A 20838-nucleotide genomic window follows, 5' to 3' on the forward strand; every position below is an offset into this window, starting at 1 on the left:
ATCTGATTTTTAGTTTTGTTTCTTTTCTGCTGCAGTTTCAATCATTCTTCAAACTGCTTTTCGGCCTTCATCCAGAATGGTCTGATTTCAATGGATGCCACCTGAAGATTTTCGGTATATAAACGGGCAAGTACGCCAAATACAATCAAAGCTTCACCAAAAATCACAGCCAGCCATACCTGAAACAGAAAAGAACAGATTGGAAGCAGCAGAAAAACCAGAGCAGTTTTGATCGAGTCTGGATTTATTTTTATGATCAATGAGAAAAACAGGAATAAAAAAGCCAGGATCAAAACTGGTTTCCAATCCGGAACCAGACCTAAAAGCACTCCAAAAGTCACCGCTATTCCTTTTCCCCCATGAAAGTGATGAAAGCAGGAATAGATGTGACCAAAAACCGGTGCTGCAAGCACAAGCGAAAATCCCAATCCATTCATTGCAGTTTCCGGGCACAGGTGCAGATATAAACTGACTGGGATGACTCCTTTTAATATGTCTCCCGTTAAGGTAAGCATTCCTGCCTGAAAGCCGCCTTGTTTAAAGGCATTAAAAGTTCCTGGATTATGATCTTCACTTGCTGCACTCAGATTTCCTTTATGAAATAGTTTCTGAGCCACATCAATATAAAGGACGCTGCCAGAAAGATAGCCAAAGATCACAAATATGGTTGTTTCAAGAACAGAATTATTCATTTTGCAGTTCCTCTTCTTTATCGATAGATCTGATATGACATTTCGTTTTTACTGGATGTCCTGATCATCGTTTGTTCTATTGTTTTTTTCATTGTAGAAGAGAAAACTCAATCCACACCTTTTGATGCTTTTTCTTAATTGTTAATCTTCATAATTTGTTGACTTAACGAATTTCTCGAATAAGCCACTCCAAAAAGCCTATCTCGTTTTTTCGAAATAGGCTTTAGTACTATTTATAAAAATCTTTTTTTATTTACGGCTTCGATCAGCGCATTTTCATTGCCTGAGACAATTTTTACAGGAACATTGAGCTGTTCAGAAATCATCTGCGATAATCCAAAGCATTCGCTCAATCCGCCTGACAGGTAAACCGGATGACGCAGTACACGGTCCATCAAATCTGGTCCGTTCTGGGCAATCAATGTTTTGATCCATAAAATAATCTGATCAATGACTGATCTCATCGCCGGCCACAAATCATAGGCGTCCAGAGATATTCGAACATACTGTCCGGATTGATCAAGCGCTGTAAAAGAAAGTCCGGGATTTCTTCCCTGACTGAAAGCCTTTGAAGCGGCCAATCGTAAGGCGCTGGCATCTTCGGCATAGAGAAGAGCTCTGTATTTGTTGGCGATATAATCCATAATCGCTTCATCCATCTGAGCAGCTCCGTAGATGATTTTCTTATACAGGATTGGTTTTCGACCATGCATCACTGCAATTTCCGTACAGGAATGACCTGCATGAATGTTAAGTGAAAGCTCTTTTGACATCAGTTCCATGGTCTTTACAAATGAGATCTTGCGAAATCCACTCTGAGCCGCCAGTCTTGAGAAGACTTCCCTGTCTTCTTCCGTACAATCCAGCGGAAGAATCACTAACAGATTGGCTCTTGTGTTCTGAACATCTATCCTGGCCTTTTTTAACAGTTCCCGAAACAGAATACTGATGTCCATATAGGCTTTACCCTGTGAATATGGAACTCTCATCATGGATGCTTCAGAAGTAAATGAAGCCTCGATAGCCTGGCTGCCGACCAGCGTGTTTCCATTGACCTGACATTGGCAGGTTCGAATGGAAGTAATTTCTCCAGTATCAGGATTATAGAGCCTGAATGTATAGCTTCCCGGATCGAGGATGTAATTTTTGCGGATCAGTCCCATGCCCTTCTACCGTCCTAGTCCGTTATAGACTGTGAGCATCAAAAATGCCTGTGTACACAAATAGGCACTGACTAAAGACAGGATAAAAAGAAGGATATAGATCTGCTGCACATTATTGGTCTTGCAGAATTTCTCGAATTTAACACAGGAAAACGCATAAAAGCTGACGCCAAAAAACAGAAAAAACGCCGCCATCTGCAAGATGGAAACATTCATGATTCATCCTTCCTTTCAAAGTTGATTTATGATGATTTATGATGATTTATGATTCGGTATGACTTTTTAAAATCAGATCAACTGTCAAAGCAGCAAACTATTCTTCCATCAGACCGATGATCGCTCTTTTTACAAATGGATAGCGGTCTTTGAGCTTTTTTTCAGCCTGTTCCAAAACTTCTTCATCAACTGAAAAGCCCATCATGACACTGCCGCTTCCAGTCATCATCACCCGGACAATGCCTTCATCATTCATTTCTTCCTTAATTTCCTGCAGGATGGGCAGCTGCTCAAAAGCTGGCTCTTCCAAAGCGTTAGCCATCGTCGAATACAACAAAGCAGGATCTTTTTTAATCAGAGCATCTTCAATGATATCGACATCATAATGAACCGGTTTTTCCAGTTCATCAAAGACTCTGAAACATTCCGGAGTCGAGATACCTTCATCAGGCTGTATCAGAAGAACTGGAATCTGCCAGTCCGTAAAGATCGGTTCAGTTTTTTCACCAAATCCCTTGACCCTGGCATAACCGGATAAAAGGCAATAAGGAACATCCGCTCCTACTTTCGCACCGATTTTCTGCATCTGATCCATACTCAGATTGAGCCCTTCAAGACGGCTGATCGCCTTGATTAAAGCAGCCGCATCAGCACTTCCTCCACCCATTCCCGCCTGCGAAGGAATTCCTTTATGCAGCGAAATTTTGTAGAAATGGCGGATGGGGTAAGTTTCCCTGAGCAGCTCCAGCGCTTTGGAAAGTGTATTGTTCTCTGGCAGCTGTTCATTTAAGCAGCTGATTTCATCCTGAACAGGATTTTTTGAAGGCGAAATTGCCTGGATTTCCATCTCATCAAATACATTGACCGGAGCCATGATCATATCGAGTTCATGATAGCCATTTTCCAGTCGATTCAGGACATCCAGAGCCAGATTCACTTTGGCAGGGATTTTAATCTTCATCCTTCATCACCTCAAACAGCCTGATAAAATCGGAAAGCTCGAGCTGCTGGGCTCTTGCATTTAATGGGATCCCTGCTTTTTCGAGAATTGCAGAAGCTGCTTCTTTATCTTTCATATATTCCTGCAAATTGTTATAGATGGTTTTACGGCGCTGCGTAAAACAGGCTTTTACCAGCTCAAAGAATTCCTTTTCCTGTTCGACTGGAATTGGATGGTCATTTTTAAAGGTAAACTGCAGTACGCTGCTTCCAACATTGGGACTTGGCCAGAAGACATTGCGGTTAACATCCATAATCTTTTTGATATCCGTCCGGTATTGAGTTATGACCGATAAGGCATTGTATTCCTTGCTTGATGGCCTGGCCGTGAAACGATCTGCCACTTCTTTTTGCATCATGACGGTAATGGCATCTACCGGATGAGTGGCTTCAAAAAGTTTAAAGAGGATTGGAGTTGTGATATAGTACGGCAGATTTCCGGCAAAGCGAACCTTCTTATTCTGCTTTTCAAAATCTTCCAATACCTTATCCACATCCGTTTCCAGAAAGTCCTGCAGAATGACTTTAAGATGATCGCTGTCTATTTCCTTTTCAAGTATCGGTGGAAAGCGGGGGTCGATTTCATAAGCCACCACTTCGGGAGCGTACTCGCAAAGATACTGGGTAAGGGCCCCTATACCCGGGCCGATTTCAATGACAGATGCACCTTCATTACCGCAGGCTGCCTTTGCAATTTTATCGACGACACCTGGTTCTACAATAAAGTTCTGTCCAAAACTCTTTTTGGTCTGCGCCTGGTATTTTTCCTGTATTTCACGCGTTCGTTTTTTTGTCGCGATGGGCTGTTCGATCATTCAAGCACCTCTTCTATCTGTTCGCGGGTAATTCCCGCTTCATTCAATCGTTTAAATGCGGTCTTCGCGTTGCATTTTCCAAGATGAAACGCTTCGGTCACTTTCTGTCTGCGTAAGGCATCTCCAGTCAGCCCTAAATCAAGAAAGTCCTCTCTGGACAGAGTAAAATTGCCTTCCATGAAGGTTACGCAGGATTTCAGAGCCTTCTCAAGATCTTCCTTTCCTGCATGTTCAACACCGACTTTTTTATCTGTTTTTGCCTTCGATTTGGCAATAAAAGCGTGTTTGGCCTCCGGAATTCTTTCCTTGATCAGCCTTCGTATATGTTCTCCCGCTGTATCTGGGTCCGTAAAGACAATGATTCCCCGTCTATTGGCTGCGGCTTCGATTCGATCGAGCACCTCTTTGGAGACGTGATCGCCTCCGGTTTCAATCGTATCGCAATCAAAGAACGTCTTGAGCTTGGACGTATCGTTCTTTCCTTCAACAACAATCATCTCTTTGATTTTTTTCATCAAATTCCACTTCCTTCAGTATTTCATTTAATTAAATGAATTCTTATTCTGTTTTTAGAAAATCTTATATATTCAATAGTTCATTAACGATCCACGTCTTTTCCTGATCCTGTGAATCCTATGTTTGAATTCAGACCTTTTCAGACTTCTTCATCAATATCCGGTACCGTAAAGCCGCGGCCCCTGACTTCATGCACGTCTGTCACCACAATAAAAGCCTGAGAATCAATTTCATTAATGGCATCTTCGACCTGAGAGTATCGTCTTGAAGGCATCACGCACATTAAAACCGGACGTTCCTGATTGGTCCAGGCTCCGGTAGCCGGTAAAATCGTAACCCCGCGCGAAATCTGCGTAAGCAGAAAATCGCGGATCTCTTTCCAGTGATCGGAAATAATCATGACATTTTTAGCTGCGTTGCTTCCAGCGGTCGAGGTCCAGTTGATCGCATAACTCATCGCGAAAATGGAAAGAAGACCCGTTAAAAACGAATTCAGCCCATACACATATAATCCGGCAAGAATCGTCAGCGAATCAACGACCATTACGCAGGTATTCAATCGGACATGACTTAATCGATGCAAAATCAAAGCCGGAACGTCCATTCCGCCTGTACTTCCTCCAACCCGAAAGACCAGACCCAAACCAAAACCCATGATAAGTCCCGCATACAAAGCCGAAAGCAAAGGATCCACATGAGAAAAAGCCGTTGTATCAAGGGTAGAAAAAAGGGAAATGAAAATCGGATAACAAAGCGATGAGATCAAAGATCGAAGGGCAAACCGATTCCCTAAAACTGCCCATCCTAAAATAAATAAGGAGATGGTCAGAATATTAATCAGATTCACCTGAGAGATGGGCAGAAAGTGACCCAGGACCATAGCCACTGTAGCGGTTCCACCTGAAAGAATATTTCCAGGAAGAATAAAGAAACTGACAGAAAAAGCGACCAGCAGGTTGCCGACAAGGATCATTATCAAATTTTTTAACCAGTATTTTTCCTGCAATTTCTTTAGCATGTAATCTCCTCCCAAAACTAAAAAGCACTCTTCTATCATTGTATTGAGCTTTTTTCTTCATTCCAATCTTAATTCACGAAAAGTGCTTTTCGAACTTTATGCTCATCGACTCATTTTTTTCCATTAAAGCCTGTGAGGATTAAAACCAGAGATGGCTCAAGCTTGAACACTCAATCATAAAAACACAGAAAAGAGCAAATCCTGATTTTTCTTAGGATTTGCTCTTCAGTTTACTTTCTTCTGCTTCAGCCCTTTTATCTTTTGAATCCAGAATCTTTTTGAGGGCTGTTCTGATCGTATACAACCTTTTTGCATCATCTCAGAGTGGATACCTGAAAAAGATCTTCAATTTAAACCTTATTCGGCCGATTCCATCAATGAAATTTTATAGGTTCCATCCGCCTGCTTTTTTGAGAGCACCTGAATCTGCAGATCAGTCTGAGGCAGCGCCTTTAAGTCTTCCTTGACATCGGCATAGTAATCTTTCATTTTCATCGCCCGCAGAAAATTATCCGCTTCTTCCTGCGACTTTTCATTGACCATATTATTCAGTTCTTCAAGATGACTGGATACGTATTCCTGAATGGCTTCATTGTATCTGGTCTCATCGCGCGGCTGAAGCTTTGAAAAATCTGCCGTCTGAATACGAACCAGAAATGCCGCATCGTCATGATCGGCGACGCTGTCTTCAATTGCGTATTCTCGAACATACTGAGCCGCGCTTGCCGAGTAGTAATCCTTCATGATGTCCTGAATCTCTTTGGGTTCATTTTTAATGGATTCATCAAATTCTTTCTGTTTTTCCTTCAGTGCAAAAAGATCCGGCATTTCTTCTTCGCAATAGGTGTATGCTTTTGCAACATTTCCATCCTTCAGGCTGGAAAAATAACCAGTCACGGCCGCTCTGGCCTCCTTGATGGATGGGGAAGATTCGTTGTTTTCCTCTGTTTCATTTTTTAAATCAGCTGAAGTGCTCTGATTTGTCTGGTTTGATGTATTTTGTGACTGAGCCGGCTTCATGAACATCGAAAGTCCCGAAACAATCAGACCGGTACTCATGGCCAGAATCAATATGATCCCGATCACTCGATTTTTTGTACTAGATTTCATGTCTGTAATTTATCAGGTACAGATATTTTTTTCTACCTTATTCAAAGGACTCTTACTGAACAGTTCATCGAAATATCAGTAAACGAAAAAGGATATCCTCTCCAATACAGAATGGATATCCCCGAAATTGATCAATAATGATGTAATTTTTGGCGCTTATTCGCAGGCAAATACGTCCTGATCCTTGATCTGATCGATCACTTCTTTATAGGTTGGCGCTGATTCGTCTGTGATGCCAAGTGTTTCAGGCGTTGCGGTTAAAGAGACAAGAACGTTTTTATCTCCGACTTCAACATTCATTTCAGCCTGAGATTCATCGATTTCGCCGCCAAAAGTCTGAGTTACAAATTCTTCAATGGCCCCTTTGTCAGAAGTATCCACACCCGATGTTTCCAGATAGGATAAAGGAATATCTACTTTGACTGCCATTGCATCGACTTTATCATTTTCAGATGGTGCGCTGATTTCAACCGACATTTTCATTCCGAGAATATCAGTTGAGCAGGTAGTAGATACCTTTTTTGATGAACTGCATCCAGATGCCAAAAGCAAGGCAGCACATAAAGCAGCAGTGAAATAACGTTTTTTCATGGAAATTTAATTCCTCCTTAATTCATTTCTCTAGGGATTATGGTGTCAGAATCGTACCTCAAAGTAAATAATGTTCGATCAACCTTTTCGAAATTCGTCACAATTCTTTCCTTATGACTATTCATTATTTTCAATATTTATAACCATACAGTTTGAAATCAGATATGAAATTTGCTTGTCCTGTAAGTTAGTAAAAAACGTGTTCTGAATGCAAAAAGTACCGATAATGCAGGCTGCAGTTATGCCTTCTCGTTCTATTCGGCGTTCTATACTGCGGCATCCTGCTTTCAAATTTCAGAGTAAAGTTCAAAATCGAAACATTAGCTTCTCAAAGAGCAGATAATACAGGTAAACAGGCGTCTGTATTCATCCATGAATATTTCGCCAATGCATAAATCATATGGAGGTCACAAAATGGAAACCACAAATTCAAATCAACTGTTTCATCCAGAAAATGATGGAATGATCTATCAAAATTCACCAGACAATAAGGCGCGCTTTGTTCTTGGAACAAGAGGAAACAATCCTCTGATCGTTATGAGCATTAATCCTTCTGTCGGTGCTCCGGATGTAAAAAGTCCGACTGTAGGAACAGTAGAGCACATTGCCAAAGACTATGGATACGATTCCTGGATTATCCTTTGTCTGTATCCGCAGCGTGCAACTCATCTTGATGAACTGGATGAGATGACAAATCCCAATTGGGTTAAAGAAAATGAAAAAGTGATCCGCGAAGTCTTTGCTCAATATCCAGATCATAAAATCTGGGCTGCCTGGGGAACACACTACAAGCATCGCTACTATTTTCCTGAACTGCTTTCAAGTATCGCCAAAATCGCCGAGGAATATTATGAAAGCTGGATGCATTATGGACCACTCGATGAAGGATATCTTCCACAGTACTGCCTTTATCTGGATAATGGAGAAGGATGGTATCCATACGATGTCAACAAGCTTCTTTCACAGAGCTTCTAAAGCAGGAATTTCAGCCAGCTCGTTTTGAACCTTCCAAAAATCAGGAAATTCATAAAAGAAAATCGCTGACCTGAAACAAGGACCTGAAGAAAAAGGAAATTTACAAAGAAAGTTAAGAAAGAAAGGAAATTTGAAAAGCTGATGATTTATCTTGCAAGTGATTCAAAAAGCCGTAATCTGCTTGATCTGCTGATTGGACGGCTTCAAAACGACTGTCAAATCAAGCTTCAGGATGAAGATTTTGAAATTCTCGAAGCGGATGTTCCCCCTGGCAGAGATCAGGATTTTAAGGATCAGGATTCAGAAGAAATGAGTCTGTTTTCCCTGTCCTGTCTGATGGCTGAAAAAATACGAAAGAATCCACAGGTTCATCGCGGAGTCTTTGTCGATTCCTATGGCGTTCTGCCTTTTATAGTGAGCAGTAAATTTCCAAAAATTATCTGCGCACTGGCCAGCGATGAACACAGCGCAAAAATGACCCGCGATCACAACAATGCCAATCTGATCACTTTAGGATCGAAACTGGTCGGAGAAGATGTCGCCTTCTCGATCATCAAACGGTTTTTACTCGGAAAATATTCTGGAGGCAGACATCAGATCCGCATCAATATGCTCAATGCATTAACACCAGAAGAAAACAGCGAGGTCAGTTTATGATCATTGCAGTCGGGTGTGATCACATTGTCACTGAAATCAAGGACGATTTAAAAAAGCTTCTGGAATCAAAAGGCCATCAGGTACTCGATGCAGGAACATACGATAAAGAACGAACTCACTATCCGATCTATGGCCGCAAAGCTGCTCATTTAGTCACTGAAAACAAAGCAGACCGGGCAATCGTTCTTTGCGGAACCGGAGTAGGTATCTCCAATGCGGCTAATAAGGTCAATGGTATTCGCTGCGTTCTGGCCAGTGATCCAGTCCTGGTTCAATATGCCAGAAAGAATCTGGATGCCAATGTTCTGGCTTTTGGGGGCCGGGTTATCGGTCCTGGAGTGATCGAGGATCTGGTTGATGTTTTTCTTGAAACTCCATTTGAAGAAAACAAACATACCGATTTGATCAGACAGATCGATCAGCTGCGCTTTGAAACAGATTTAAGTCATTCAGAACTGTTTGATCCTTTCCTAAATGACTGGGAAGCGGGAATTTATCACGACTGAGCCATTCCATTCCACCTATATTTCATCCTGTATTTTTTATTGTTTCCTATGCCATCACGTTTATCAGGTTTCGTCTGATCATTGTCACAGACGAAACCTTTCTTTTTTGCCTGTTTTATTCTCCTGCTGCTTCTGCTATCGCTTGATTTGTGATTTTACTTTCGCAACTCTTCCATTTATTCTAAAAAGGATACTGTTTTATAACTTCTATATAGGATTTCTATCGTATTTCTTTGAAAAGATTTCTTTGATCTATGATATGACTGATTATTCATTCTGACTTATCAAATAATTTTATCTGGCTTCAGTTCAGATTTTTTATAGATCAAACATAAATAATGACAATTAATCGTTTACGATGAATACTGCGAGGTATGCCTATGAAACCAATTACTATTCTTGCTCCGGGTACTCTGCATCTTCCTCTATACGCAAAGATGTATGAAATGCTCGGAAACACGACCAACATTCGCCTGTTAAGTCTGGATTCCTGGCTTCGCGAGCAGGTTGAATTTCCAATTCAGAATAATCTTTCGCTCTTATATCAATACAGGAAGCAATTATCTTCATTATCTGCGGCGAATTCCTTTTTTGAATCGCGTGAAGACTACGACTTTTTAAGAGACTGTCTTGACTTTATGTCCAAATTTTTCCTGTATGAACTTTCGATAGAAGACCTTCCCCAGAATACAAAACGGGATAAGGATCTTCTTGAAGTCATTTCATTATTGAAGGACATCCCAAGAATCGAGCAGGCTTATGTTTCAACCGATTTTGAAAGGCTCGATCTGTCCGGTCTATGGATTCTCGATAAAAATTATTCCATTGAAGAGATGAAGATTTTAGAGCGCTTAAAAAAAGGAGGCGCCAGAGTCTTAAAATCCATCGACGAAATTTCCGGATTCTCCATGGATGCAGCAAATCCGTCAAAAGATTTAAAAACCAATCCAGATAAGGATCCACTTTCAGAGAGCCTTCTACCCATCAACCGGTACTACTGGTCAACGAGCAATCCGCGCACTCAGATGGAAATCATTGCCGATACGATCATTACTGAAAACATGAGTGCGGAAGATATTTTTATTGTTTTAAGCCGGCCAGAAGATGCAAGTGTGCTTTCTCAGGTCTTTGAAGCCAGAAAAATCCCATTGACCTTAATGAGTGAACCAAGTATTTCACCTGTTCTATCCCAATGGAAAGCCGCTCTTTTATTTGTTGCTGACAAGTCCAGAGAAAATTTGATGAATCTGCTTAAGGAACTTTATCCGCAAACGAGTACTCAGTTAAGAAACTATATGGATCTCTTCCCGGAAGGTTCAGATCTTGAACATCTCGAGTATACGCCCAACCCGCTGATCAGTGAATTCGAATTTGAAAACATGCGGTCGATGGAACTTCAGATGCAGCCCTGGCTGCCCATCTTTGAAAAAATGAAAACCTGGAAAGCCAACGATGCCACCATGCTGGATATTGGTGACTTGATTCAGAAAGCCAATCCCTCTCCCTCTGAAGATGACATCCGCATTTTTGATGGAATCAGCCGGCTGTATGGCGATGTTCGAAGTGAAATTCATTCTGAACTGGATTTGCCGCTGCTCATCCGTCATCTGGATTCATTGTATCCAAACTCAGCGCTCTCAGAATGCACAGGAGTTCTGGCTGGAAGCAAAAAAGAGATTTCTCCATTACATAAAACCGTCTTCTATACGGGTGCAGATGCGGCTCATTTTCCTGCCTTCTCAATGAATGGCGGAATTTTCGATGAAGCTTACATGCAGAAGATCAAAAAAGGATATCCTTCTCTTTCAGATCGCCTGTCATTGCAGCGAAATGCTCTGTTTCATTCCCTGGAAATCCCCAAAGAACTATATGTGATGGTTCCTCAGGCCGATTATGAGGGAAAAAGCAGCGATACGAGTTATGAGATGTTTACCTGGATGAATGCTCATCCTAAATTTCAGCACTGGAAAGATTCTTCCTGGTACATCAAACCGGACTTTTCCTTATCTGAAGAAATCAGCTCGCAGCTCTTTTTTCCGGAGAAGACTTTTAATGCCTCTCTTTCTTCACTCAACGCCTATGATATGTGTCCATTGAAGCACATGCTTCAGTACGGACTCAAACTCAAAAAGCCTTATGTTCTTGAAGAGCGTCTGGAAGTCAAAGCTGAAATTTTAAAGGATGTCATCGAATCCTCCAATCTCTGGTATCAAAGACCCGTCTGGGCTTTATCAAAAGAAGAGGTTCGGTTTCTGGTTTCAAGACAGTTTGAATTTGCCCGTAAAGTCTTTAAGGATAAAACCGAAGCCCTGGAAATTCTTGAACTGGAATATGTTCAGAAAATTTTAGAAATGGTTCGGATTTTAAGACCCATCACCAAAAAACTCAACGCCAGTCTCATCCCCGATCAGGCGAAAATAAAAATTTCTGAAAACAAGGATGGAATGCAAATGGATATTGAGGGCTTTGTCAACCGCAGTTCAAAAAACCGAACTCCATTTTTGTTAGTCAACCCGGAAAATGGAGAAACATCAGGCAGCTGTGAAATCACTCCTGATTCGGATCAGAATGACCGCTCTGCTTTTCATGAAGCAATGGCTGCCCTCGATGTGAGCCTTTCACAAAAACCCGTCCAGAATAAAGCCTTCAGCATCTCGATGGGACGGGGTAAAAAACCGGTTTGTGCCAATGAGTTTACTCATGAACAGCTCGATCAGGAATTTATTACTCAGTTTTTAAAAGATGCCATCAAAGGTCAGAATATGCCTGAAACGGATACCTTTGAAGGAGAAGTCATTCGCAAAAAGACGCCTTCCTATGAAAAAACGGTGGAACAGGCCAGAAGCGCGGCCGATGATTTCATCAAGAGCCTTTCCCATGGCTGTGTTCTTCCGCTGCATAAAGCCAATGCCTGTAAATTCTGCGCTTTTAAAAGCATCTGCCGAAATGGATCACAGGAAAGAACTCAGGAATCCACCAGACAGGCATTTGCCGAATACGATCGAAAAAACGAACTCGCCGCTAAAAAAGCAGCCAAAGCAGATCATAGGCATCCAGTCGAAGCCTCTGATCACGAAGATCAGGACTTAAATGAAACAGAAAGGGTGAACAGGATCGATGCCAGTCCAGTTATCTGAAGTCCAAAAACGAATCGTCGATGAACGTGGCAAAAACATTCTCGTTTCTGCCAGCGCCGGAAGCGGAAAAACGACCGTTCTGGTTGAGCGGCTGATCAAGCAGGTCATCATAGACCGCATTCCGGTCTCTGATATTCTGGCGATGACCTTTACTGAAGATGCAGCCAGAGAAATGATCATTCGTCTGAAGCAGCGCCTGCAGATGGAAGATGTAAATGATTCATATATTCAAAACCAGCTTTCACTGCTTGAGACGGCATCCATCTCAACCATTCATGGATTCTGCCTGAACATCCTTCAGCAGTTTTATTATCGTTTAAACCTTCCTTATTCCATGATCCAGAAAGTCGATAATGATATTCTGGCCCAGCAGGCAAGAACGAGAGCTTATGACCGGCTGCTTAAAAACGTGAATCCTTCTTCTTATGCCGCGCTGAAGATCTACATGGAATCATGCAAAAAAAATGAAAACGACTTGCAGCTGCTTATTTTACATCTGCTTGAAATTGCACAATCAAAACCGGACCCGGACGCCTGGCTTTCCATGTGTACGCTGGGCATGGAAGATGAAAAAGTGGAAAAAAGCTTTCTGGACTATTTCAGACTGCGGATTCTTGCTTTAAGGGAAATCTTTGAGCAGATGAGAGAAAATGTCGAAAATCTCTCCTTTCCCAAAGCTCAGAGCAAGGATGAATGGTCCTTACTGTTTGAAGAAAAAGCCCGCTGCATGAATCAGTGCCTGAAGGATATCGATGATCTGAATTATCCAAAATTCAGACGGGATTTTTTAAACTATATTTCCGGAACCGGAAAATTCACGCCAACCATCGCCAAACAGTCCTTTAAAAATCTTTGCGATGACTACAAGGCGCTGCAGGCGGTTGTAGCAGAGCATCTGTTTCTGGAAGAAGACTATCAACAAGCGCAGCAGCAGATTCGTCCTTTGCAGAGTACGCTTGTCGAAATGGCCAGAACTCTGAAGGATTACTATCAGGAAGAAAAGCGAAAGATGGGATTTATCGACTTTTCCGATATGGAACAGTTTGCCTATCAGATTTTATCGATGGAAGATATCGCAAATGAAATCCGCGAACAGTATCAGGTCATCCTGGTTGATGAATATCAGGATACCAACGATCTGCAGGAAGCGATTATCTCTTCCATTGCCCGCAAGAACAATGTCTTTCGAGTCGGAGATCTCAAGCAGTCCATTTATGGCTTTCGTCAGGCCAGACCCGAACTGATGAAAGGCTTTATGGACCATCCAGATGCCAACTCCGAAGTCATCTATATGGATGAAAATTATCGTTCCAAGGACGCGTTGATCGAATTTTCCAACCTGTTCTTTAAGACGCTGATGAATGCGCCAGGCTGCAAGCCTCAGTTTTCAGATGAAGACGCCGCAAAAACAGGAAGTGAATCTCAGAAATCAGGGGTGCAGAAACCAGTTCGTTTTTTGTTTTCACAATATGCCAAAAGCGATTCGGATGATGAAGAATCTGAAGAAGGAACTAAATCAAAAGGGCCAAACCTGGTTGAAGCGCGTTCCTTACACAAGAAAAATCGTTTTGACTGGATCGCAAAAGACATTCAGAAAAAGATTGAAGAAGGCTATTCCTATCGGGATATCGCCATCTTAAGCCGGACAAGCAGCAACCATCAGGAAATCAGAGATGTTCTTGAAACCTGGTCCATCCCATCCATATCCCGTTTAAAATCCGGATTCTATACCAATCAGGCCATTCAGATTATCCTGTCCGCTTTGCGGATTCTGAAAAATCCAAATGATGATATCGCCTTAATGGCTGTGCTTTGTTCACCGATTGGCAAGCAAAGACAATCCACAGTCGTAAAAGCAAGCCTGAACCGGGATGAGAGTCAGTCTTTGTATAACGCCTTGCGCTTTCATCCAATGATGAAGTTTTATGATGAAATGAGCACCTGGAAAAAACTTTCCCTGTCTGCCATTTTACGAAAACTCTATGCCTGGAATGATTTCTATTACAATTTTACGACGGAGCAGGATAAGACCAACCTGGATCTGTTACTGGAAAAAGCCTCCAAAGCGCAGTCGAGTATGGATCTGGATGAATTTTTAGAACAGTCATCTCTTGAATCGGATTTCAATAAGACCGGTGAAGCCATCCCCTTTGGCCGTGAAGATGATGTAGTAAAAATTTCTACGATTCATTCAAGTAAAGGTCTGCAGTACAAGATTGTTTATCTTCTTTCAGATGACCGTGATTCCGATTTAGGAAGCAATGATCCAATTTTAATCGACAGTGATTTAGGCCTGTCCTTTCATTCACTCAACGAGAACTGTCATGCTCTGAGTCCGACCAAATCCAGACTGGCTTTTCAGACCCGGCGTTTTCTTGAAGATCAGCAGGAAAAAATGCGGCTTTTGTATGTCGCCGCCACCCGGGCTGAAGAAGAACTGATTTTTGTCGACAGCATTAAGGCGCTTGAGGACTATGAAGAACCTTTAAGTATTCGCACCCTGTTAAATAAGAAGGGATTCAGCGGCTGGCTGCTCAATACGGCTTATGAAAACAGAAACAACCCGAAATTCAAGCTCGAATACGATGAAGTCGATCAGATTGTTCAACGACCGGTTGCCAAATCAAAGAAGTATTTTCGCAAGGAGCTGGCCGTTTACAACAAGCCAGTCAAAGCGATTACTTCTTCGACAGCCTCCGGAGCTAAAGCCAATCGAACCTGGAATCCGATCAGCTTTACTTCTTCAGCCAATATGGAGCGCGGAACCCTGTTTCATGAACTGGCCGCCAGGCTTTCCTATCCATATTTAAAAGAAGAATTCCTTGGCGAGGCGAAAAAAGCTGGATTTAATCTCGATGAAAATGATGCCAGACAGTTTTTGCAGCTGAATCATTCAGCTGAATTCAAAAAGTGGATGAATGGCAAACATCAATTTGAACTTCCTTATTCAGTCAATGAAAACGGGGCCTATGTTCATGGCTTTATGGACTTTGTCGCCTTTGATCAGGATACGATTCATATTGTTGACTTTAAAACCGACTCGGCCTTTGATATGGAATCCTTAGGAAGAAAGTACATCAACCAGTTATCTACCTATGAGCAGGCCATGGCTCAGATCTATCCGGATAAAAAGGTTAGAACCTATATTTACTCCTTCCATTTAAGTGAGCTCGGTGAACTGCAGCCACAGAAAAATCTTCCATCCCAAACAAAGGAAGATTCTAAAAAGTCAGCTCCCTCAAAACGAAAAGCCTGATCCTTTCTTCTTATTCAAAATGGCTTTTAAACCGGATTAATACGACTTACAGCCTTATGGATTGAAATCAGACATTAAAACGGCGCGAATCTTCTTATGAAGAATCACGCCGCTTTTCTTTTGGTTTATTAGGCTAATCAAACTGTTGAATGGTTGATTGTTAATCGTTTAGATTATTCGCAATTCCCATTCAGTCTCCTTTAGTTCTATTTTGTTATTTCTTATATTGTTATTTCTTATCTTCGGCTTCTGAAGAAACTTCATTATCCGTATAGGAAACGCTTCCTGAGCCATCTCCTTCAAGAGTCATTTCCGTTTTGTCATCATCGATACTCAACTGCAGATCATTTTGAGTCTCTGGATCTTCAATGGTCAGTGAATATTCTGAACCATCGTCATTTTTGAGCTGGTCAGAATAATACTTTGTTCCATCTTCGTTTTTGTATTCCTGTAAATCAAGCTTTTCATTTTCACCATTGATTCGAATAATAATAATGGTGTGAATGACTCCCGTACCGGTAGCCGCATAAACCAGACCATCTGCAGCCGGTACGATGATAGCCGCAGCTAGTAATCCAGCCGCGATCATCTTCCCCGTTCTTTTTTTCTGTTTGTTTGTGAATTCGTTTTTCATGAGGATTTCCTTTCTCAGAGAGGATGGAACCTGAATGGTATTCAGGGCCTCAAAGCAGGAATCTATAGACTGAATTTCATCAGGAATAATTTGATTTTCGTTCTTATTCATGGTTTGTTTTTCCTTCTGTCAGTTTGGTTTTCAGCTTTTTTCTAATTCTTAGCAACCGCATCGATACAGCCCCTGGACTCATATTCAAAAGACTGCCAATTTCTTTTTGGTCATAATCCTGCCAGTAGTAAAGCAAGAGTATGGCTCGGTCAGTTTTGCTTAATCCTTGTATCAGATCTCTTAAATAGAGCAGGATCGGATCCTGTGGTTTGACTTCCGGTTCCATCCAGTCTTCCTGACTGAAGACATTCTTTCGCCAGAATGAACGCAGAAGACTTCTCGATTCATTCGCCGTACATTTCAAAAGCCAGTTCTTCAGATGTCTGGATGTTTCAAATTCTTTTTCTGTTTTTGTCAGACGTATAAATACAACCTGAGAAATGTCTGCCGCATCGGCTTCATTGCCAGTAATCGAACACGCTAACCGGTATATGTCATCAAGATATGCTAAGACTGCCGACTCATATTCCTTTTCTTCCATTCCATCGACTCATTTCTAATGTTTGCACCTGAATGAACTCTGGTTCTTCAGGCGTGATACTGCAAGGAAAGATCTTTCACTTACATTACGTTTGAAACGGACAAAAAATCACAATCAATTTCCAATATTTCGTTTTTTCTTTCGATCTTCAGCTCGTTTCCAACTTTTCAATTAGAAAACCAACCGTAAAAAAACGCCAATCAGAGCAGATCTTTTCACGTTCTGATTGGCGTATTTAATTTCTTATCGTATTTTTTTAATACCAGTTCCTGTTTACGCATGATTAATTGCAGGTCATTTTCAATTGGATCGCTTTATTTCAGACAAACTGTACTTTCATACAAAATGAACTGGCGTATGGGAGTTTTTTTCAAATCCCTGAAAATGCAGATTTCAGGCAGCCGATTTTGCCGCTTCTTTTTTCTGATTGGCTTTTTTCAGATCAGAATACTTTGCCGGATAAAAGCCGGTTCCACGAACCTGGCGGACATTGGAGATGACCACAAAGGCATCAGGATCAATATCAAAAACCGCTTTCTGCATTGATGCAAGATCCTTCTTTCTGAAAATGGAATGAACGGCATACCCTTCCTGTTTGAGATAACCGGATTTGACATGGATCAGACTGGCTCCTTTATCCTGATCATGAAGAATGCATTCAAGAACTTCTTCAGATTTTGGTGTATAAACCAGCATTTCCACGGCATGCTTCCCGCTTGAAAGAATCTGATTCATGGTCACATAGGTTAATGCCATATAAATTACGCCATATGAAATGCTTAAAATACTGGCCTGTGAAATCTGCAAAACCAATAAAACGACATCCATAGCCCACATGGTGGCAGAAACCGGAAGTCCGAATTTCTTTTCAAGAATAATTGGAGGAATATCTAACCCACCGGAGCTCGCATCCGCCTGAAGGATCATTCCCAGACCACATCCCATTAAGACACCAGCCAGAATCGCATAAAGCATCGGTTCATTTCCATCAAAAGCCTGGCCAAGCCCTGCAGTCAGGTTAAAAAAGATTGGATAAACAATAGCTGAGATGAGTGTACGTCCGGCAAATTTGATACCCAGGCAGAGCAGTCCAAGAATAAAGCAGATCCAGCTGATTGAAGTCACCGCAAGCGGATATGGAATGTTCAGAAAATGGTTCAGAACCAAAGCCAGGCCCGTTGATCCTCCGGAAATAAAGTTTCCTGGAATAATGAAAGCATTCACCGCTGCCGCAATTAAAAAGTTTCCAGCCAGTACCGGCAGCAATTGAATCAGTGTTTTCTTTACATCCATTTTCTTCATACAAATTCCTCCTTCTTCAGTTTTTCAGAATTCCTTCTTTGATTTTCCTGTTGGCATTTACAGATCTTTGATAGGTATCAATGTTTATCGATCTGCCAACGAGGACAGTATAAAAAGAGTGATTTAAAAAGAATGTTGTCCAGGCTACAATTCAGATATGAAATATTCAAAATTTAAGAAGAATTTATTACCGGCTCTTGAGAAGATCGGGAGCATTCGAAAGTATGATCCTAGTCAGATGATCTATTTTCAAAACGAAGATCAAAACCGCTTATTTTTTGTCAAGAAAGGAAGAGTACGGGCCTTTTTTACCAGCGATTCTGGACATGAAATGACATTGGAAGTGATTGGAGAAGGCCGAATTTTTGGAGAAAATACGCTTCTTTCTAAAAACGGCCGTTTAAACAGTGTCGAAGCGATCACTCCTACCGAACTGATCTCGTGCTCGATTGAACAGCTGTTACCGCTTTTACAAAAATACCCGGATCTTCTAAGCAGCGTATTTGAACTGATGGCCGCAACGATAGCCAACTTATCCAGACAGGTTCTGAGGCTTTCGTTTATGAGCGCACCAGCCAGAGTGGCTGACTTTTTGCTTCAGGTCAGTGAAGATCCGGATCCTTCTCTGGAAATTAAAAATGGAGTTCTTCCTTATACTCATCTTGATGTAGCCTGTTCAGTCAATTTAAATCGGACGACTGTATCCCGTATTCTTAAGGATTTTGAAAGGAAAAAGCTGATTGCAGCGGGATATAAAACCATTCAGATTCTCGACAGTAAAGGTCTCGCTCTTGAAGCTGAAGCAGAAGAATGATGAATTGTTATTTGTTTGGCAAAGAATCTATACAAATAATCACGGCAGGAGCAGAAAAGCTTTGGATAAAGTAAACTTTTACGATCTTTCTCAATCATCTCATCCTTTGGTTCGCTTTTTTCAGAAACATATGATAAGATTCATTCGCGAATTATAGAAAACAAACGATTCTGTCAGAATCATCCAATGGAGAACTTATCATGAATACTTTTAACTTAGAAAAGTTGTCAAAAATAATAAAAGATAAAAGAAACTCGATGCAGATGACGAAAGCGGACCTTTCCAAAAAAACTTCGATCAACCGTGGAATGATTTCACGGATCGAAAAAGGCGAATACACTCCAAGCATTGATCAGCTTGTCGCTCTTTCGGCAGCTCTGGATTTTAATCCGGCAGACCTTTTTATAAATCCTGATCAAAAAAAGGAAGAAACTTCGTCAAAAGCAGTCAACCGTAAATACAACATTGCCGTAGCAGGTACTGGCTATGTGGGGCTTTCGATTGCTACTTTGCTTGCTCAGCACCATCATGTCACAGCTGTTGACATTATTCCGGAAAAAGTCGATCTGATTAATCAGAGAAAATCACCGATTCAGGATGAATACATTGAAAAATACCTTTCGGAAAAAGAACTTGACCTTACTGCAACTCTGGATGGTGAAGAAGCTTATAAGAATGCTGACTTTGTCGTCATCGCTGCACCAACCAACTATGATTCAAAGAAAAACTACTTTGACACAAGTACAGTGGAAAATGTCATTGAGCTGGTGATGAAAGTGAATCCAGAAGCCATGATGATCATCAAGTCCACCATTCCAGTAGGCTACACGGAAAGTGTCCGTAAAAAATTTGGAACGGATCGCCTGATCTTCAGCCCGGAATTCCTTCGTGAATCCAAGGCTTTATACGATAACCTTTATCCTTCCCGTATTATTGTCTCCTGTGATGAAAACTCCAGAGAAGAAGCAGAACTCTTTGCTTCCTTACTTCAGGAAGGGGCTATCAAAGAAGATATTGATACCCTGTTTATGGGATTTACAGAAGCCGAAGCAGTTAAGCTTTTTGCCAATACTTACCTGGCTCTTCGCGTATCCTATTTCAACGAACTCGATACCTATGCTGAAAGCAAAGGTCTGAATACAAGAGATATTATTGATGGAGTCTGTCTGGATCCGCGTATTGGTACTCACTACAACAACCCAAGCTTTGGTTACGGCGGCTATTGCCTTCCAAAAGATACCAAGCAGCTGTTAGCCAATTACAGCGACGTTCCTCAGAATATGATGAGTGCCATTGTTCAGTCCAACCGGACCCGCAAGGATTTCATCGCTGATCGTGTCCTTGAACTGGCTGGAACCTATGAAGCCAATAGTTCTTATTCCCGCGAAAAGGAAGATTCTTCCAATAAAGTGGTTGGTGTTTATCGTCTGACCATGAAAGCCAACAGTGATAACTTCAGACAATCAAGCATTCAGGGGGTCATGAAGCGAATCAAAGCTAAAGGAGCTCAGGTCATCATTTATGAGCCAACATTGGAAGATGGAACAACATTCTTTGGAAGCCGTATTGTCAACGATCTGAAAAAATTCAAGAAAATGTCTGATTCCATCATCGCTAACCGCTATGAAAGTGTACTTGATGATGTTGAAGACAAGGTCTATACCCGTGATCTTTTCCGCAGAGACTAAAGGCCGAAATTTATTGAGATTCTAAAAGCCAAAGGGGCTGTTAAATTTCTGACAGTCCAAAAATAAAAAGAGGCACCTGATCCGTAATGGATGAGGTGCCTTTTTTGGTAAAATATGTTCATGCTTAATAAACAAAATTACCAAACACACTATAACT

The 20838-nt window shown here is 41.4% G+C and carries 19 protein-coding genes; 7 read left to right on the forward strand and 12 right to left on the reverse strand.

The window, feature by feature from the left end; all coding sequences use genetic code 11:
• Positions 1-41: 41 nt before the first annotated feature.
• From BO222_RS12405 to BO222_RS12445, 9 genes are all read right to left on the reverse strand, one after another.
• On the reverse strand, positions 42-692 hold the full coding sequence (locus BO222_RS12405; RefSeq protein WP_075821053.1) for a glycerol-3-phosphate acyltransferase: 651 nt from the start codon (positions 690-692) through the stop codon (positions 42-44).
• A 233-nt stretch (positions 693-925) separates the two neighbouring features.
• Positions 926-1855 (reverse strand): rod shape-determining protein, encoded by a 930-nt coding sequence (locus BO222_RS12410; RefSeq protein WP_075821054.1) that lies wholly within the window; start codon positions 1853-1855, stop codon positions 926-928.
• 6 nt (positions 1856-1861) lie between these two features.
• Positions 1862-2071, reverse strand: coding sequence for a DUF1146 domain-containing protein (locus BO222_RS12415; RefSeq protein WP_075821055.1), 210 nt, complete (start codon positions 2069-2071; stop codon positions 1862-1864).
• A 97-nt stretch (positions 2072-2168) separates the two neighbouring features.
• Entirely contained in the window at positions 2169-3032 is an 864-nt protein-coding gene (ispE, locus tag BO222_RS12420; RefSeq protein ID WP_075821056.1) for a 4-(cytidine 5'-diphospho)-2-C-methyl-D-erythritol kinase, read from the reverse strand.
• Positions 3022-3885, reverse strand: coding sequence for a 16S rRNA (adenine(1518)-N(6)/adenine(1519)-N(6))-dimethyltransferase RsmA (gene rsmA, locus BO222_RS12425; RefSeq protein WP_430517240.1), 864 nt, complete (start codon positions 3883-3885; stop codon positions 3022-3024). The genes ispE and rsmA overlap by 11 nt, the downstream gene beginning before the upstream one ends.
• Positions 3882-4400, reverse strand: a complete 519-nt coding sequence (rnmV, locus tag BO222_RS12430; protein ID WP_075821057.1) for a ribonuclease M5 — start codon at positions 4398-4400, stop codon at positions 3882-3884. Before rnmV ends, rsmA begins: the two co-directional genes overlap by 4 nt.
• Positions 4401-4540: 140 nt before the next feature.
• Positions 4541-5419, reverse strand: coding sequence for a YitT family protein (locus BO222_RS12435; RefSeq protein ID WP_075821058.1), 879 nt, complete (start codon positions 5417-5419; stop codon positions 4541-4543).
• A gap of 357 nt (positions 5420-5776) precedes the next feature.
• Entirely contained in the window at positions 5777-6529 is a 753-nt protein-coding gene (locus BO222_RS12440; protein WP_075821059.1) for a hypothetical protein, read from the reverse strand.
• A 156-nt stretch (positions 6530-6685) separates the two neighbouring features.
• Positions 6686-7120 carry a hypothetical protein gene (locus BO222_RS12445; RefSeq protein ID WP_075821060.1) on the reverse strand — a complete coding sequence of 145 codons (435 nt, stop codon included), beginning with the start codon at positions 7118-7120 and terminating at the stop codon, positions 6686-6688.
• A gap of 414 nt (positions 7121-7534) precedes the next feature.
• Between BO222_RS12445 and BO222_RS12450 the strand changes: the two genes are divergently transcribed.
• From BO222_RS12450 to BO222_RS12470, 5 genes are all read left to right on the forward strand, one after another.
• Positions 7535-8095: a DUF1643 domain-containing protein gene (locus BO222_RS12450; protein WP_075821061.1), complete on the forward strand. Its 561-nt coding sequence runs from the start codon at positions 7535-7537 to the stop codon at positions 8093-8095.
• 141 nt (positions 8096-8236) lie between these two features.
• Positions 8237-8752 (forward strand): RpiB/LacA/LacB family sugar-phosphate isomerase, encoded by a 516-nt coding sequence (locus BO222_RS12455; RefSeq protein WP_075821062.1) that lies wholly within the window; start codon positions 8237-8239, stop codon positions 8750-8752.
• Complete coding sequence (rpiB, locus tag BO222_RS12460) at positions 8749-9258, forward strand: ribose 5-phosphate isomerase B (protein ID WP_075821063.1); 510 nt, start codon at positions 8749-8751, stop codon at positions 9256-9258. Before BO222_RS12455 ends, rpiB begins: the two co-directional genes overlap by 4 nt.
• A gap of 380 nt (positions 9259-9638) precedes the next feature.
• Positions 9639-12395, forward strand: a complete 2757-nt coding sequence (locus BO222_RS12465) for a PD-(D/E)XK nuclease family protein (RefSeq protein ID WP_075821064.1) — start codon at positions 9639-9641, stop codon at positions 12393-12395.
• Positions 12376-15651: a UvrD-helicase domain-containing protein gene (locus tag BO222_RS12470; protein ID WP_075821065.1), complete on the forward strand. Its 3276-nt coding sequence runs from the start codon at positions 12376-12378 to the stop codon at positions 15649-15651. The genes BO222_RS12465 and BO222_RS12470 overlap by 20 nt, the downstream gene beginning before the upstream one ends.
• A 229-nt stretch (positions 15652-15880) precedes the next feature.
• On the opposite strand, the gene BO222_RS12475 is transcribed toward BO222_RS12470, so the two are convergent.
• The 3 genes from BO222_RS12475 to BO222_RS12485 all read right to left on the reverse strand — a co-directional run bounded on the left by BO222_RS12475 (position 15881) and on the right by BO222_RS12485 (position 18179).
• Positions 15881-16396 carry a hypothetical protein gene (locus BO222_RS12475; protein WP_075821066.1) on the reverse strand — a complete coding sequence of 172 codons (516 nt, stop codon included), beginning with the start codon at positions 16394-16396 and terminating at the stop codon, positions 15881-15883.
• On the reverse strand, positions 16389-16877 hold the full coding sequence (locus BO222_RS12480) for an RNA polymerase sigma factor (RefSeq protein ID WP_075821067.1): 489 nt from the start codon (positions 16875-16877) through the stop codon (positions 16389-16391). Before BO222_RS12480 ends, BO222_RS12475 begins: the two co-directional genes overlap by 8 nt.
• A 393-nt stretch (positions 16878-17270) precedes the next feature.
• Complete coding sequence (locus tag BO222_RS12485) at positions 17271-18179, reverse strand: YitT family protein (RefSeq protein WP_075821068.1); 909 nt, start codon at positions 18177-18179, stop codon at positions 17271-17273.
• A 157-nt stretch (positions 18180-18336) separates the two neighbouring features.
• On the opposite strand from BO222_RS12485, the gene BO222_RS12490 reads away from it, so the two are divergent.
• Both BO222_RS12490 and BO222_RS12500 read left to right on the forward strand, forming a co-directional pair.
• Complete coding sequence (locus BO222_RS12490) at positions 18337-18993, forward strand: Crp/Fnr family transcriptional regulator (protein WP_075821069.1); 657 nt, start codon at positions 18337-18339, stop codon at positions 18991-18993.
• Positions 18994-19193: 200 nt separating this feature from the next.
• On the forward strand, positions 19194-20681 hold the full coding sequence (locus BO222_RS12500; RefSeq protein WP_075821071.1) for a nucleotide sugar dehydrogenase: 1488 nt from the start codon (positions 19194-19196) through the stop codon (positions 20679-20681).
• Positions 20682-20838: the final 157 nt, after the last annotated feature.

The sequence above is a fragment of the Ileibacterium valens genome (assembly GCF_001945525.1).
In the GTDB taxonomy this organism is placed as follows: domain Bacteria; phylum Bacillota_I; class Bacilli_A; order Erysipelotrichales; family Erysipelotrichaceae; genus Ileibacterium; species Ileibacterium valens.

Excerpts from the sequence above, each read along its gene's own strand:
- ispE (WP_075821056.1), bottom strand. The coding sequence starts at position 3,032 with ATGAAGATTAAAATCCCTGCCAAAGTGAATCTGGCTCTGGATGTCCTG.
- BO222_RS12450 (WP_075821061.1), top strand. The coding sequence starts at position 7,535 with ATGGAAACCACAAATTCAAATCAACTGTTTCATCCAGAAAATGATGGA.
- BO222_RS12455 (WP_075821062.1), top strand. The coding sequence starts at position 8,237 with ATGATTTATCTTGCAAGTGATTCAAAAAGCCGTAATCTGCTTGATCTG.
- BO222_RS12445 (WP_075821060.1), bottom strand. The coding sequence starts at position 7,120 with ATGAAAAAACGTTATTTCACTGCTGCTTTATGTGCTGCCTTGCTTTTG.
- BO222_RS12485 (WP_075821068.1), bottom strand. The coding sequence starts at position 18,179 with ATGAAGAAAATGGATGTAAAGAAAACACTGATTCAATTGCTGCCGGTA.
- BO222_RS12465 (WP_075821064.1), top strand. The coding sequence starts at position 9,639 with ATGAAACCAATTACTATTCTTGCTCCGGGTACTCTGCATCTTCCTCTA.
- BO222_RS12475 (WP_075821066.1), bottom strand. The coding sequence starts at position 16,396 with ATGAATAAGAACGAAAATCAAATTATTCCTGATGAAATTCAGTCTATA.
- BO222_RS12470 (WP_075821065.1), top strand. The coding sequence starts at position 12,376 with ATGCCAGTCCAGTTATCTGAAGTCCAAAAACGAATCGTCGATGAACGT.
- BO222_RS12490 (WP_075821069.1), top strand. The coding sequence starts at position 18,337 with ATGAAATATTCAAAATTTAAGAAGAATTTATTACCGGCTCTTGAGAAG.
- BO222_RS12440 (WP_075821059.1), bottom strand. The coding sequence starts at position 6,529 with ATGAAATCTAGTACAAAAAATCGAGTGATCGGGATCATATTGATTCTG.
- BO222_RS12480 (WP_075821067.1), bottom strand. The coding sequence starts at position 16,877 with ATGGAAGAAAAGGAATATGAGTCGGCAGTCTTAGCATATCTTGATGAC.
- BO222_RS12415 (WP_075821055.1), bottom strand. The coding sequence starts at position 2,071 with ATGAATGTTTCCATCTTGCAGATGGCGGCGTTTTTTCTGTTTTTTGGC.
- rpiB (WP_075821063.1), top strand. The coding sequence starts at position 8,749 with ATGATCATTGCAGTCGGGTGTGATCACATTGTCACTGAAATCAAGGAC.
- BO222_RS12500 (WP_075821071.1), top strand. The coding sequence starts at position 19,194 with ATGAATACTTTTAACTTAGAAAAGTTGTCAAAAATAATAAAAGATAAA.
- BO222_RS12410 (WP_075821054.1), bottom strand. The coding sequence starts at position 1,855 with ATGGGACTGATCCGCAAAAATTACATCCTCGATCCGGGAAGCTATACA.
- rsmA (WP_430517240.1), bottom strand. The coding sequence starts at position 3,885 with ATGATCGAACAGCCCATCGCGACAAAAAAACGAACGCGTGAAATACAG.
- BO222_RS12405 (WP_075821053.1), bottom strand. The coding sequence starts at position 692 with ATGAATAATTCTGTTCTTGAAACAACCATATTTGTGATCTTTGGCTAT.
- BO222_RS12435 (WP_075821058.1), bottom strand. The coding sequence starts at position 5,419 with ATGCTAAAGAAATTGCAGGAAAAATACTGGTTAAAAAATTTGATAATG.
- rnmV (WP_075821057.1), bottom strand. The coding sequence starts at position 4,400 with ATGAAAAAAATCAAAGAGATGATTGTTGTTGAAGGAAAGAACGATACG.